11 protein-coding genes are annotated in these 12,448 nt (G+C 69.7%); 5 read left to right on the forward strand and 6 right to left on the reverse strand.

All coding sequences use genetic code 11. The annotated features are described in order from the left end of the window. Window positions 1-90: 90 nt before the first annotated feature. Together IM738_RS01855 and IM738_RS01860 are read right to left on the reverse strand one after the other, a co-directional pair. Complete coding sequence (locus tag IM738_RS01855; RefSeq protein WP_236964205.1) at window positions 91-936, reverse strand: enoyl-CoA hydratase-related protein; 846 nt, start codon at window positions 934-936, stop codon at window positions 91-93. Then, complete coding sequence (locus tag IM738_RS01860; protein ID WP_236966438.1) at window positions 899-2,140, reverse strand: Y-family DNA polymerase; 1,242 nt, start codon at window positions 2,138-2,140, stop codon at window positions 899-901. Before IM738_RS01860 ends, IM738_RS01855 begins: the two co-directional genes overlap by 38 nt. 140 nt (window positions 2,141-2,280) lie before the next feature. Between IM738_RS01860 and IM738_RS01865 the strand changes: the two genes are divergently transcribed. Further along, on the forward strand, window positions 2,281-3,009 hold the full coding sequence (locus tag IM738_RS01865) for an SIMPL domain-containing protein (protein ID WP_236964206.1): 729 nt from the start codon (window positions 2,281-2,283) through the stop codon (window positions 3,007-3,009). 110 nt (window positions 3,010-3,119) lie between these two features. Here IM738_RS01865 and IM738_RS01870 read toward each other — a convergent pair whose 3' ends face one another. Then, entirely contained in the window at window positions 3,120-3,335 is a 216-nt protein-coding gene (locus IM738_RS01870) for a DUF3079 domain-containing protein (RefSeq protein ID WP_236964207.1), read from the reverse strand. Between the two features lie 122 nt (window positions 3,336-3,457). Continuing rightward, window positions 3,458-3,997: an anti-sigma factor domain-containing protein gene (locus tag IM738_RS01875; protein ID WP_236964208.1), complete on the reverse strand. Its 540-nt coding sequence runs from the start codon at window positions 3,995-3,997 to the stop codon at window positions 3,458-3,460. A 143-nt stretch (window positions 3,998-4,140) separates the two neighbouring features. Here IM738_RS01875 and IM738_RS01880 point away from each other — a divergent pair, with 143 nt between their 5' ends. After that, window positions 4,141-5,397 (forward strand): hypothetical protein, encoded by a 1,257-nt coding sequence (locus IM738_RS01880; RefSeq protein WP_236964209.1) that lies wholly within the window; start codon window positions 4,141-4,143, stop codon window positions 5,395-5,397. Between the two features lie 102 nt (window positions 5,398-5,499). Next, on the forward strand, window positions 5,500-6,513 hold the full coding sequence (locus tag IM738_RS01885; RefSeq protein ID WP_236964210.1) for a BLUF domain-containing protein: 1,014 nt from the start codon (window positions 5,500-5,502) through the stop codon (window positions 6,511-6,513). A gap of 9 nt (window positions 6,514-6,522) precedes the next feature. Here the strand turns inward: IM738_RS01885 and IM738_RS01890 are convergent, their stop codons facing one another. After that, window positions 6,523-7,680 (reverse strand): alpha-hydroxy acid oxidase, encoded by a 1,158-nt coding sequence (locus IM738_RS01890; protein WP_236964211.1) that lies wholly within the window; start codon window positions 7,678-7,680, stop codon window positions 6,523-6,525. Between the two features lie 200 nt (window positions 7,681-7,880). Here IM738_RS01890 and IM738_RS01895 point away from each other — a divergent pair, with 200 nt between their 5' ends. Next, window positions 7,881-9,188 (forward strand): hypothetical protein, encoded by a 1,308-nt coding sequence (locus tag IM738_RS01895; RefSeq protein WP_236964212.1) that lies wholly within the window; start codon window positions 7,881-7,883, stop codon window positions 9,186-9,188. A gap of 29 nt (window positions 9,189-9,217) precedes the next feature. On the opposite strand, the gene IM738_RS01900 is transcribed toward IM738_RS01895, so the two are convergent. After that, window positions 9,218-10,801, reverse strand: a complete 1,584-nt coding sequence (locus IM738_RS01900; protein WP_236964213.1) for a bifunctional aminoglycoside phosphotransferase/ATP-binding protein — start codon at window positions 10,799-10,801, stop codon at window positions 9,218-9,220. A 105-nt stretch (window positions 10,802-10,906) separates the two neighbouring features. Between IM738_RS01900 and IM738_RS01905 the strand changes: the two genes are divergently transcribed. Next, on the forward strand, window positions 10,907-12,442 hold the full coding sequence (locus tag IM738_RS01905; RefSeq protein ID WP_236964214.1) for an AMP-binding protein: 1,536 nt from the start codon (window positions 10,907-10,909) through the stop codon (window positions 12,440-12,442). Window positions 12,443-12,448 lie beyond the last annotated feature (6 nt).

Genomic DNA, 12,448 nt, shown 5'->3' on the forward strand with positions numbered 1-12,448 from the left:
CTTCGCGCGACCCCCTTCAAGGGGGCGGCACTGGCCGTCCGTCCTGAGCTTGTCAAAGGGCGCCCCGGCGGTGCCCTGGGCGGCAGCGGATCAACCCAACGCTTTGAACGACTGCAGCGCCGACAGTGGCGTGAACGCACCGGCGCGTTTTTCCTTCATCGCCGTGATCGACTCGCGCACATGCGCGTTGCTCCAGATCGCGCCCTGCAGCCAGCCCATCTGGCGCAGGCTGTCTTCCACCGAATGGTCGCGCGCGTAGGTCACGGCCTGCTTGGTGCCCCAGATGGCGATCGGTGGTTTGCTGGCGATCTCTTTCGCGCACAACATTGCGGCGGCCAGCATGGCCTCGGGCGTGTCGAACACCTCGTTGACCAGCCCGTAGGCCAGCGCCTTGGCGGCCGGCAGGCGCCGGCCGGTGTAGGCCATCTCCTTCACCACCGCGAAGGGGATCAGCTTGGGCAGGCGCTGCAGCGTGCCCACGTCGGCCACCATGCCGATGTTGATCTCCTGGATGCAGAAGAAGGCATCGGCCGTGGCGTACCGGATGCAGGCGGCCGTGACCATGTCCACCGCGCCGCCGATGCAGCCGCCCTGGATGGCGCAGATCACCGGCATGCGCAGGTTCTCGATCTTTGTGAACGTGGCCTGCATGTCGGTCAGCAGGTCGAAGATGGCGGCGCGGCCTTCCGGGCTCTGGTCGTCCATGGCGATCGCTCCCGCAAAGGTCTCGAGTGCCATGCCGGCGCTGAAGTGTTTGCCGGTGCTGCTGATGACCAGCGCGCGCGCCGTGCCTTCGGTGTGGAGCGTTGTCAGCACCTCGTCCAGCTCGCGCCAGAAGGTGGGGTGCATGGTGTTCAGCGTGTCGGGCCGGTTGAGCACCAGGTGGGCCACATGATCTTCAGTCGAGCTCAGGGAAAAGCAGGTCGGTGTGTTCATCGGTGGCCTTGTCTCTAGCGGTTCGGGTGGAATGGCTTTCACTGTAGCCCGAGGCTTCTTCGCCCTCTGTCCCGGGCTTGACGAGCTTGCCCACGCGCACGCCCAGCAGGCGGATGCGGCGGCCCAGGTCCACGCGCTTCAGGCACAGGCCGGCCTGGCGGCGGATGGTGGCTGCGTCTGAGGTGAAGTGATCGATCGTCACGTCGCGCGTCACGCTCTGGAAGTTGTCGTAGCGCAGCTTGATGCCGATGGTCTTGCCCGCGTAGCCCTTGCGCTGCAGGTCGTCGGCCACCTGCTCGCAGAGTTTTGTGAACACCGCGCCCAGCTCGGCGCGGTCGCGCACCGCGTGCAGGTCGCGCTCGAAGGTGGTCTCGCGGCTCATGCTCACCGGCTCGCTCTCGGTCACCACCGGGCGGTCGTCGCGGCCCCAGCTGACGGCGTGCAGCCAGGCACCGTAGCTCTTGCCAAAGGTCTCGATCAGCCAGACCGGATCGCGCGCCGCCAGGTCGCCGATGGTGTGGATGCCGTGGCCTTGCAGCTTTTGATCGGCCTTGGGCCCCACGCCGTTGACCTTGCGGCAGGGCAGGGGCCAGATCTTTTCCTGAAGGTCGTCGGGCCAGACGATGCTGATGCCGTTGGGCTTGTTGAATTCGCTCGCCATCTTGGCGATGAGCTTGTTGGGCGCCACGCCGATGGAGCAGGTGATGCCGGTGGCCTGGAAGATGCTTTTCTGGATCAGCCGCGCCAGCACGCGCCCGCCCTCGCGCTGCCCGCCGGGCACGTCGGTGAAGTCGATGTAGACCTCGTCCACGCCGCGGTCTTCCATCACCGGCGCGATCTCCAGGATGGTGCTCTTGAACAGGCGCGAGATGCGGCGCACCTCGTCGAAGTCCACCGGCAGCAGGATGGCCTGCGGGCATAGCTTGGCCGCCTTCATGAGCCCCATGGCCGAGCCCACGCCGAACTGGCGCGCCGGGTAGGTGGCGGTGGTGATGACGCCGCGCCCGGTGTAGCCGGAGAGGCGGGGGAAAAATTCGAGCGGGATGCGGCTCAGGTCGCCGTCTGACCAGTCGCGTTCCGGGTAGGCCTCGCGCAGGCGGGCCAGCACATCGTCTTCCCGCCGCCGCCCGCCGCCAATCACCACCGGCAGGCCCTTGAGTTGCGGGTAACGCAGCAGCTCCACCGACGCGAAAAACGCGTCCATGTCCAGGTGCGCGATGCGACGGGGCAGATGGGCTTCGGGGGTCACGGTGGCTGGAGCATAGCGCCGGCTGCGCGCGCGCCAGGGGTCTAAGATGGCTGGCCGCGCGCCACCCTGTCGTGCACCGTTTCACCGGAGCCCCCATGAACACCCTCTCCCGCATCCTCGCCGCCGTGCTGGTCGCCGCCGGCCTCGCCTTGGCCGGCTATGCCGTCAGCCAGGGCCTGGAGCGCTTCCGCATGTCGGACCGCTCGGTCACCGTCAAAGGGCTGGCTGAAAAAGAGGTCGAGAGCGACTTCGCGATCTGGACGCTGGGCTTTCGCCGCGCGGGCGTGGAGTTCGGCGCGGTGCAGCAGGCGCTGTCCGCCGACCGCGACAAGGTGCTCGCGTTCCTCAAGGCCCAGGGCTTCACAGATGCCGAGCTCGAACCCAAACCCCTGCAGGTGCAGGACCTGCTGGCGCGCGAGTACGCGCAGGGCAACGTGCCGTTCCGCTTCAACGGCAGCGGCCAGGTGCTGGTGAAGTCGGCGCGGGTGAAGGATGTGGAAAAGGCCGCGCTGGCGGTGGACCCGCTGATCCAGGCCGGCATGCAGCTCGGCGGCGCCGAGGGCGAGGGCACCAACAGCGGCCCGCGTTACCAGCTGCGCGGCTTCAACGACATCAAGGCCCCGCTGCTGGCCGAGGCCACGCGCAACGCTCGGGAGCAGGCCGCCAAATTCGCCACCGAAGCCGGCGCCAGCCTCGGTCCGCTGAAGAACGCCAACCAGGGCGCGATCCGCATCACCGGCGACGACGGCAACGACTTCGACGACGGCAGCTCACGCACCAAGCGGCTGCGCGTGGTCAGCACCTTCGAGTACGAGTTGAGGTAAGGCTCCCCCCGCAGCGCTTCGCGCTACCCCCAGGGGGCAACCCGATGCGGCCCGGCCAAGCCGGTTCCGCCGGGTTCTCGGTTCAGGCACTGCGCCTGGGCGGTGCCGCTTCATGCGTCGGGTTGTGCCTCTGGTGCCGCTGCATCTTTGTCCATGTCCCCGGGGATGCCCGACCAGCTCTCCCAGCCCGGGCCAAAGGTTTCGATGGGGTGTTGGGTGCGTTCCGAGCCGTTGCCGCAGAGCAGGGCGTTGAAGGCACAGTAGCGGTCGCAACCCCAGCAATTGCGCTCGGGGTGGGGTGGGTTGAGGGGGAAGGGTTTGGCCATGGTCCGGCAACCGTGGCCGACGGACGGCAGCCACACCGCAGAGTGTGTCGGTCTCGCTGCTGGCCCGCCTTGATCTGCTTCAAGACAACGGGGTGCGCCCTGTGGTGCGCACCCGCTTCAGATCAGATCGCCTTGTGCACCAGCGCGCCCTTGAACAGCCAGGGCAGGCGCGGCCCCTGGGCTTCCGGCACACCGCCTTTGGCCTCCACGCTGATGGCCAGCTGGCCGACGCCCGCCAGCGCGGCTTCCTTGGCGGGCAGCTGCAGGGTCTTGTATTTGCTCTCGATCACGCCCAGCGACCGAGGTGGTTTGTCGCCGTCGAGCGCCCAGAGCTGCATGCTGTCTTCCCGGCCCTCTTTCACCTCGTTCAGGCGCTGCAACTGCAGCAAGCCGGTCTGCGGGTCCATGGTCACGAGCATGGCCGGCTGCTGCTGCTCGTCCAGCAGCACCGCGAGGTGGCGGATCTGCGGCACGGCGGCCACCTTCGTCTGCAGGTGGCCGATCTGCGCCTTGAGCTGCTCGACCATGCTGGCACTGGCGGCCCAGCCCAGCAGCAGCACCAGCAACAGAAAAATCGCCAGCGCGCGCCACCAGGGCGAGACCCTGCGGCTGGCTGGCGCGGGGCTGTTGGTATCGGTCTGGGCAGTGTGCGAATCGTTCATGTCCGAAGTATGCCTGCGCGGGGGGCTCGGGGCTCGCCCGAGGGCGGGGGGCGGTACACTGCGCCGATCCCACGTTGGCCGCTGGTGGCGCCAGCATCCGGCGCTGTCGAAGCGGTCGTCAACCTCCCATACCCTGCCCCACCATGCAAGCCTTCGAAGTGGCGATCTGGTCTGCCATGGCGGGTGTCCTGCTGACACTGGCCATCGCGGCCTCGCTGGACCTGGCCACCCGCCCCAGCCTGCCGGCGGCGCGCTCGTGGCTGAGCCTGGTGCTCACCGGCGGGTCCTGCATCCTGATGTCCGGCCTGCCCGAGACCCTGTGGCCCTCCTGGAACCAGATCGACTGGCTGCCACTGAAGGCCACGCTGGGGCCGCTGTGCGGCGCGCTGGCGATGACCTACCTCGGGCACTGGTCGGGCCTGCGCAGTGAAGACCGGCTGGTGCGGCGAATGATGGGGCCGGGCGCGTCGGTGCTCATCGCCGGCACCTTCCTCCTGCTGGGCCTGGTGGTCGTGGGCGTGCCCGCCGACACCGTGCTGTTGCTGACGGCGGCCGTCAACAGCCTGGCGGTGCTGATGGGCGTGCTGATCGCGGTGCGCAGCGTGACGCTGGGCGACCAGCTGTCGCGCTGGATGGTGCTGGCCTGCCTCTGCCTGGCGCAGATGACGGCCGGCCTCTACGCCAAAGGGCTGGGCATGGACATGGGCAATCCCTACTGGGCGCTGACCGCCTGCGCCACCGTCGGCTACTTCACCACCGTGATCGTGCTGGTGCGCATGCGCAACCGCCAGCTGCGCCGTCTGCGGCGCCAGGCCGCGGGACAGATGCCATCGATGGACCCGCTGAACCTGCCCTGCGGTGCCCAGCTGGTGACCCGCGTCGAAGACGCGCTCTGGCGCAGCCAGCGCATGGGCCGCCCCTGCCTGGTGGTCGCGGTGTCGGTGTCCAACCTGTACGCCTACCGTGAGCCGCCGGTCCTGGACCCGGCGGGTGAAATCCTGGTGGCCCTGTCGGCGCGCATCCGCCAGCTGGTGGGCTTCCGGAACGTCGTGGGGCTGTACCACCAGCGCTGCTTCGTGCTGGCCCTCTCGGCGGTGCAGGACCCGCAGCGCGCCGAGCTGGTGACGGAACGGGTGCTGCGCGAGCTGCGGATGTCGGTGAACGTCGGCCCCGATCCGCTCTCGCTGCCGTTCCAGCCGGAGGTGGCGATCGGCGTGGTCGAGATGCCGGCCGGGAACGACGACGCCGTGGCGGTCCGGGTCATCAACCTGGCCGAGCAGCTGGCGCTGCACGCGCACGACGAACCCGAGCGGGCGCTGAGGCGCACCTGGGCGCAGCGCCCGGACACCCCGGTGGCGCTGGCCTCCTGGCTCGCAGACACCCGTCCCGCCAGCCTCTGAGGCCGGCCGGCGCCCGCCGCTGCCGCGTCAAAACCCCTGCGGGCATGACATCCTGCACATCCCGCCCGCGGTCGACCGGCCGATACCGGGGGACAATTTCCCATGCGTTCCATACTGCAGGACCCCGACAGCTCCAGCTGGCCCGACAGCGGCGCCGAGCTGTCGACCCAGGACGTGGGGCGGCTGATCTACGCCAGCATCAGCGCGGTCGACGGCCCGGTGCTCGACGAGATGCGCCGCATCCGCGACCACGCCGTGGTGCACAACGCCGAGCACGGCCTGCGCGTCGCGCTCATGCACAAATGCGGCTGGTTCGTCGAATGGATCGAGGGGCCGATGGCCGGCATCCATGCCCTGGTCGAGCGGGTCGCGCTCGACCCGCGCCACCGCAGCCTCAAGGTCGTGCACGAGAGCGTGGGCCAGCCCCGGCTCTTCAAGCCCTGGATCGGGTCCATCGCCCAGAGCACCGAGAGCGCCGGCGAGTTTGCCCGGCGCGTGATGGCGCTGCACGAGCGGCACGTCCGCGGCAAGGGCTACGAACCCGCCAGCGTGTGGCGCAGCCTGTGTTCGCCGCTGCCGGGGCACGTCGAGGTGGCGGCCGCGCGGGAGGGCACCTACCAGCGCGTGATGATGATGTCGGCCCGCCAGACCGGCGCCTTCGACCTGCTGCGCTGGCTGGCCCATGAAACCCGGGGCCGTGTGGCGCACCGCCGCTTCGCGGGCAGCGTCCACGACGCGCTCGACGTGGAGAGCGACTACCTCGATCTGCCCGACCAGGGGCAGCAGGGGCGCCGGCTGATCGCGAACGCCCGCAAAGGGCTGGCGATGGGCGTGACCCATGCCTTTTTGCCCGACCACGCCGCCGTGGTGCTGCTGCTGGACGCCGATGCCGGGCAGAGCCTGCGCCTCCTGGAGCGGCTGCTGGTGGTGTGCCAGCAGGTCCGCCACCGGCCGGCCATCATCGGCCTCGGGGCGGACGGCTGGTTCGTCCCCGAACTCCAGACAGCGACCGAGACCCGGGGTCTGCCGTGGCTGGAAGCCCGCACCGGCGACGGCGAGCCGAAGCATGCCCGGCTCTGGGGGGCCCTGAAAACGGTGCTCGACCGGCTGGGCTGACGCCGAGGTTCAGGCGCCGGTCGGGAAGGTGCCGGGCAGCAGGATGCCGCGGTCCACGTTCTGGATGTTGGTGTGGCCGCAGAAGGCCATGGTGATGTCCAGCTCCTTGTGGATGATCTGCAGCGCCTTGAGCACGCCTTCTTCACCCATGGCGCCCAGGCCATAGACCATGGCGCGACCGATCATGGTGCCGCGCGCGCCCAGCGCCCAGGCCTTGAGCACGTCCTGCCCGCTGCGGATGCCGCCGTCCATCCACACCTCGATCTGCTCGCCCACCGCCGCCACGATGGCCGGCAGCGCCTCGATGCTGCTCGGCGCGCCGTCGAGCTGGCGGCCGCCGTGGTTGCTCACCACGATGGCGTCGGCGCCGCTCTGCACGGCGAGCTGCGCGTCTTCCACGTCCATGATGCCTTTCAGGATCAGCTTGCCGCCCCACTGCTGCTTCACCCAGGCCACGTCGGCCCAGGACAGCGTCGGGTCGAACTGCTCATTGGTCCACGAGGCCAGCGACTTCATGTTGGTCACCGCCTTCACATGACCCACCAGGTTGCCGAAGCTGTGGCGCTTCGTGCCCGCCATGCCCAGGCACCAGCGCGGCTTGGTCATGAGGTTGATGATGTTGGCGATGGTCGGCTTGGGCGGCGCGGTCAGGCCGTTCTTCAGGTCTTTGTGGCGCTGGCCGATCACCTGCAGGTCCAGCGTCAGCACCAGAGCGCTGCACTTGGCGACCTTGCAGCGGTCGATCATGCGGGCCATGGCCTCGCGGTCGCGCATCATGTAGAGCTGGAACCAGAACGGCGCGGTGGTGTGCTGTGCGATGTCCTCGATCGAGCAGATGCTCATGGTCGAGAGCGTGAACGGGATGCCGAACTTCTCGGCCGCCTTGGCCGCCTTGATCTCGCCGTCGGCGCTCTGCATGCCGGTCAGCCCCACGGGCGCGATGCACACCGGCATCTTCACCGCCTGGCCCACCATCTTCGTGGCCGTCGTGCGGTTCTCCATGTTCACCGCCACGCGCTGGCGCAGCTTGATCTTCTGGAAGTCGTCGCTGTTGGCGCGGTAGGTGCTCTCGGTCCAGGAGCCGGAATCGGCGTAGTCGTAGAACATGCGCGGCACGCGTTTTTCGGCGAGCACGCGCAGGTCTTCGATGGTGGTGATCACGGTCATGGGGCTTGTCTCCAGGGGGCTTGGGGGTGTGACGGCATGTTAGCGAGGCGGGCCGGAAAAGGCTTGTGAAAGCGAGACAGAGGCGTTTGAAATTTCTGATGTCTGCCAAAGGGGGCGAGCCTTGCCCGAGGGGCTAGGACCGTTTGAAAGCCCGGCGTATGATGATTTTCGGGAAACCGACCCGCAGGAGGAAGCACACCATGCCATCTTTTTCGCAGCACGGATTCAAGACCCTCTCGCCTCTGGTGAGCACCATCGCCGCCATGGTGGTGGCCATGACCAGTGGCCAGGTTCGCGCCCAGGCGGCGCCCACCCAGCTCTGGATCGACCTCTCCACCTCCACCATCGCCGGCATGCCCGAGTTCATGCAGGGCGGGGTGGGCGGTGTCATTGGCGGCCTGTTTGGCGGGCGCGGTGGCAGCAGCGGTTCGCAGACCTACGGCTACGCCAGCGGTCGCTTCATCCAGCAGGGCAACACGCCCAGCCTCACCGGCGCCATGCCGCCCAACCGGGTGATCGACGTGGCCTTGTACAACCCGCGCAAGCCGGGCACCGAGGCCTCGCTGGCGATCCCGGCGACCATGCGCATGGGCGAGGCCATGCCCCTGGTGCCGCCGCAGCCCAGCTTCAAGGAAGGTGACGCGGCCCCCGGCGAGATGCCCGACATCAAAGGGCGCCTGCTGATCTACTGGGGCTGTGGTGAAGCCGTGCGCGCCGGCCAGCCCCGGGTGATCAACCTCGCCAGCAACCCCGCCCAGTGGGCCCCGGCGCTCGCCGGCCGCCATGCGCCCGAGCGCTCGGCACGTGTGGGCGCCCAGCACGCGCTCTACCCCAACGAGAAAAACACCGTGAACCCCACGGCCGACACCTCGCTGCAGGGCGAGCACCAGCTGCGCGGCGAGGGCGTGCCCGAGTCCATGCGGTTCTCGCTCGCCGAGCGGCAAGACCTCATGCCCGCCATCGCCATCCAGACTCAGGGCCAGGTTTCTCAAAGCATCCAGGTCAGCTGGCTGCCAGTGGCACGCGCCCACGCCTACCACCTGCACGCCATGGGCATGTCGGGGCAGGACATGGTGCTGTGGTCCAGCGCGGACAACGGCGACGCCGGCCTCGGCCTGTTCGACTACCTGACCGAGGGCACGAGCGCCAAGTGGGTGAAAGACAAGGTCTTGCTGCCAGCCAGCGCCACGCAATGCGCCGTGCCGCAGGGCATCTTCGCCGGCGCCCAGCCGGGCGAGGGCGGCGGCGCGATGCTGCGAATGATCGCCTACGGGCCGGAGAGTTACCTGAGCCATCCGGCCCGGCCGGCCAAGGCTCCGGCCAGCTGGCAGCCCGAGTGGTCGGTGCGCGTGAGAACCAAGAGCCAGACCATGGTCATGCTGGGGGTGGACATGGCGGCGATGGGCGGCGGTGATAGCGAACGTGCTCCGGTCCAGACCGAAGAAAAACCCTCGGGCGGCCTGCCCGGCGCGGCCGGCAGCATCCTGCGCGGCATCTTCGGCCGCTGAACCTCTCCGGCCCAGCGCCGGCGGGGCGCTCAAGGCCTGAGCACCACCGCCCGCTCGTCCACCGTCAGCGGCTCCAGCCAGCCCAGCTGCTGCTCCAGCACCGCCACCGTCGCCTCGGAGGCATCGGCCCCGCGCGCCTGCCGCTCGGCGATGCGCGCGCGCAGCACGGCCACCGGCGCCTCGCAGGCGAGGATGTGAAACGGCACGCCCGCGCCCTGCGCCAGCGCCGCGAAGTCGGCGCGTTCGGCCGCGCGCAGAAAGGCCGCGTCCACCAGCACCGTCCAGCCGTCGGCCAGCAGCAGGCGCGCGCGCGACAGCAGCGAGGCGTAGGTGTCGCCGTGCGCCTGCGGGCTGTAGAGCCCGGCGTTCAGGCCCGAGCCGCTGGCCGCCAGCGCGCTCAGGCCGTGCAGGCGCTTGCGCTCCACGTCGGAGCGCAGGCGGATCGCGCGCCCGCTGGTTTCGGCGGCGAGCCAGCGGCCGGAGGCCCAGGTCTTTCCGCTGCCCGAGAGACCGTGGGTGATGACCAGTTGCGGCGTGGGCGGGTGGGCGATGTCGCGCGCCAGCGCCAGGTAGCGCCGCGTTTCGGCCAGGCTCGCGGCGGCCACGGGCGACACCTCCGCATCCGGACCCGTGCCGCCCAGCTGCCCCAGCCGGATCGCCGCCACCTTGGCGCGCACCCCGGCGCGGTAGCTGGCGAAGAAGGCCCACACCGTGGGCGCCGACACATCGCCGCTGTCGTCGATCCAGGCGCTCAGCAAGCTGTTGGCCAGGCCGGGGCGGCCGTGGCTCAGCAGGTCCATCCAGGCAAAGGCCATGTCGCTGGCCACGTCGATCCAGCGCAGCGCGTCGTTGAACTCGATGGCGTCAAACGGCAGCACCTCGTCCTCGACCAGCACGAGGTTGGCCAGGTGCAGGTCGCCGTGGCCCTCGCGCACGCGGCCCTTCTGGCGCCGCCGCGAGAGCAGCGGCTCGATGGCGTTGAAGCGCTGCTCGGTCCAGTCGCTCAACTCGCGCACCAGGGCGGCGTCGGCGGGGTCGGCCAGGGCCGTGCGCAGGGTGCTGAAGTTGTCGCGCGGCCAGCGCATGGCCGCCGCCGCGTGGCCCCAGGGGTCGCCGTTGCCGGCCACGGCGGCCCGGGCCTGAAACGTCGCCATGCGCCGCGCCAGCCCGGCCATGTGCTCGGGCGTGAGCGCGCCGCGCTCGCACAGGTGGTCCAGCCGGGCGGCCTCGTCGAAGCGGCGCATCTGCACCGCGAACTCGATCGCCTGCCCCGCGTTGGCCGCGCCGGGTTCGCCCCAGCGCGGCTGTTCGGGCGTGCCCACGATGGGCAACACGCCCAGGTAGAGCTGGGTGGCGGGTCGGTCGAGGTTCTGGAAGCGCCGGTTCACCCGGATCTCGGTCTCGCACGACTGGCGGCGCAGGGCCAGGGTGCTGAAGTCCATGAAGGGGAAACGCACCGGCTTCTTGATTTTGTAGGCGAAGTCGCCCGCCAGCAGCACCCAGGCGCCGTGCGTTTCCATCAGCTCCACGCGTTCCACCGGCTGCGCCTGCACGCCGGCGTACCGCGCCGGCTCCAGCAGGGCGGTGATCAGGGGCGGCAGCGCGTGTTTCATGCAGATCAATGTAAGCCAGCTCACCCTCCGGCTGCCTGACGGCCGCCAGTGCCCGCAGTGTTCGCCCTGAAAATGCAGCCCATACGGACCCCGGAGACAAACCCCATGAACCTTGCCCACCTGCTCGAGCGCGCAGCGCTTCAACACCCCGCGCGGCCCGCGATCTTCAGCGGCACCCGGTGCGTGGCCACCCACAGCGACTGGGCGTTGCGTGCCGCGCGAGTGGGCGCTCACCTGCGAGCTGCCGGCCTGGCGCCCGGCGACCGCGTCGTGATCTTCATGCGCAACCACCCGCGCTACCTGGAGCTGATGTTCGGCGCCTGGTGGGCCGGCTTGGTGGTGGTGCCGGTCAACGCCAAGCTGCACCTGAAAGAGGTGCAGTGGATCGTGGAGAACGCGGCCGCGCGCTGGGCTTTCGTGACGTCCGATGTGGCGCCCGACCCGGCCGCACTCACGGGGCTGGACGGCGTGATGGACGCCGACTCCGCCGCCTGCACCGCCTGGCTGGAAGGCGGTGAGGGCCTGCCCGCCATCGAAGAACGCGCCGCCGAAGACACCGCCTGGCTCTTCTACACCAGCGGCACCACCGGCCGGCCCAAGGGCGTGATGCTCACGCACCGCAACTTGATGACCATGGGGCTGACCTATTTCAACGACGTTGACCACGTTGACCCGCAAGACGCCATCGCCTACGCCGCGCCCATGTCGCACGGCGCCGGCATCTACGCCATCCCGCACCTCATGGCCGGCGCGCGCCACGTGGTGCCCGCCTCGGGCGGGTTCGATGCGGCCGAGCTGTTCGACCTAGGCCGCGCGCTCGGGCCGCTCTCCCTGTTCGCCGCGCCCACCATCGTCAAACGCATCGTGGACGAAGCCGAAGCGGCGGGGCTGTCGCCCGAACAGTGCGGCCAAAGCTTCAAGACCATCGTCTACGGCGGCGCCCCCATGTACGCGGCCGACATCCAGCGCGCCCTGCGTGTGATGGGCCCGCGCTTCGTGCAGATCTACGGCCAGGGCGAAAGCCCCATGGTCGGCACCGCGCTCAGCCGCGCGCACCTGGCCGACGCAAGCCACCCGCGCCACGCCGAGCGCCTGGCCTCCGTGGGCGTGGCGCAGACCCCCGTGCGCATCCGCGTCGCGGGGCCGGACGGCGAGCCGCTGCCTGCAGGCGAGGTGGGCGAAGTGCTGATCCAGGGCGACAGCGTCATGGCCGGCTACTGGCGCAACCCCGAAGCCACCGCCGCCGCCCTGCGCGACGGCTGGCTCTGGACCGGCGACATGGGCGCGCTCGACGCCGACGGCTTCTTGACCCTCAAGGACCGCAGCAAGGACCTCATCATCAGCGGCGGCAGCAACATCTACCCGCGCGAGGTGGAGGAGGTGCTGCTCACCGCGCCCGGCGTGGCCGAGGTGGCCGTGGTCGGCGCACCCGACCCGGAGTGGGGCGAAATCGTGGTCGCCTTCGTGGTGCCGCAGCCTGGGGCGGCGCTGGATGCCAAGGTGCTCGACACCTTCTGCCTCGACCAGATCGCCCGCTTCAAGCGGCCCAAACGCTACGAGATCGTGGACGCGCTGCCCAAGAACAACTACGGCAAGGTGTTGAAGACGGTGCTGCGCGAGCGCTTGGCCGTCGACACCTGAACTCCT

The sequence above is a fragment of the Hydrogenophaga sp. SL48 genome, from assembly GCF_021729865.1.
Taxonomy (GTDB): Bacteria; Pseudomonadota; Gammaproteobacteria; order Burkholderiales; family Burkholderiaceae_C; genus Hydrogenophaga.

What these genes read in the sequence shown, in the direction of transcription:
- IM738_RS01855 (WP_236964205.1), bottom strand. Translation starts at nt 936, where the DNA reads ATGAACACACCGACCTGCTTTTCCCTGAGCTCGACTGAAGATCATGTG.
- IM738_RS01860 (WP_236966438.1), bottom strand. Translation starts at nt 2,140, where the DNA reads ATGGACGCGTTTTTCGCGTCGGTGGAGCTGCTGCGTTACCCGCAACTC.
- IM738_RS01865 (WP_236964206.1), top strand. Translation starts at nt 2,281, where the DNA reads ATGAACACCCTCTCCCGCATCCTCGCCGCCGTGCTGGTCGCCGCCGGC.
- IM738_RS01870 (WP_236964207.1), bottom strand. Translation starts at nt 3,335, where the DNA reads ATGGCCAAACCCTTCCCCCTCAACCCACCCCACCCCGAGCGCAATTGC.
- IM738_RS01875 (WP_236964208.1), bottom strand. Translation starts at nt 3,997, where the DNA reads ATGAACGATTCGCACACTGCCCAGACCGATACCAACAGCCCCGCGCCA.
- IM738_RS01880 (WP_236964209.1), top strand. Translation starts at nt 4,141, where the DNA reads ATGCAAGCCTTCGAAGTGGCGATCTGGTCTGCCATGGCGGGTGTCCTG.
- IM738_RS01885 (WP_236964210.1), top strand. Translation starts at nt 5,500, where the DNA reads ATGCGTTCCATACTGCAGGACCCCGACAGCTCCAGCTGGCCCGACAGC.
- IM738_RS01890 (WP_236964211.1), bottom strand. Translation starts at nt 7,680, where the DNA reads ATGACCGTGATCACCACCATCGAAGACCTGCGCGTGCTCGCCGAAAAA.
- IM738_RS01895 (WP_236964212.1), top strand. Translation starts at nt 7,881, where the DNA reads ATGCCATCTTTTTCGCAGCACGGATTCAAGACCCTCTCGCCTCTGGTG.
- IM738_RS01900 (WP_236964213.1), bottom strand. Translation starts at nt 10,801, where the DNA reads ATGAAACACGCGCTGCCGCCCCTGATCACCGCCCTGCTGGAGCCGGCG.
- IM738_RS01905 (WP_236964214.1), top strand. Translation starts at nt 10,907, where the DNA reads ATGAACCTTGCCCACCTGCTCGAGCGCGCAGCGCTTCAACACCCCGCG.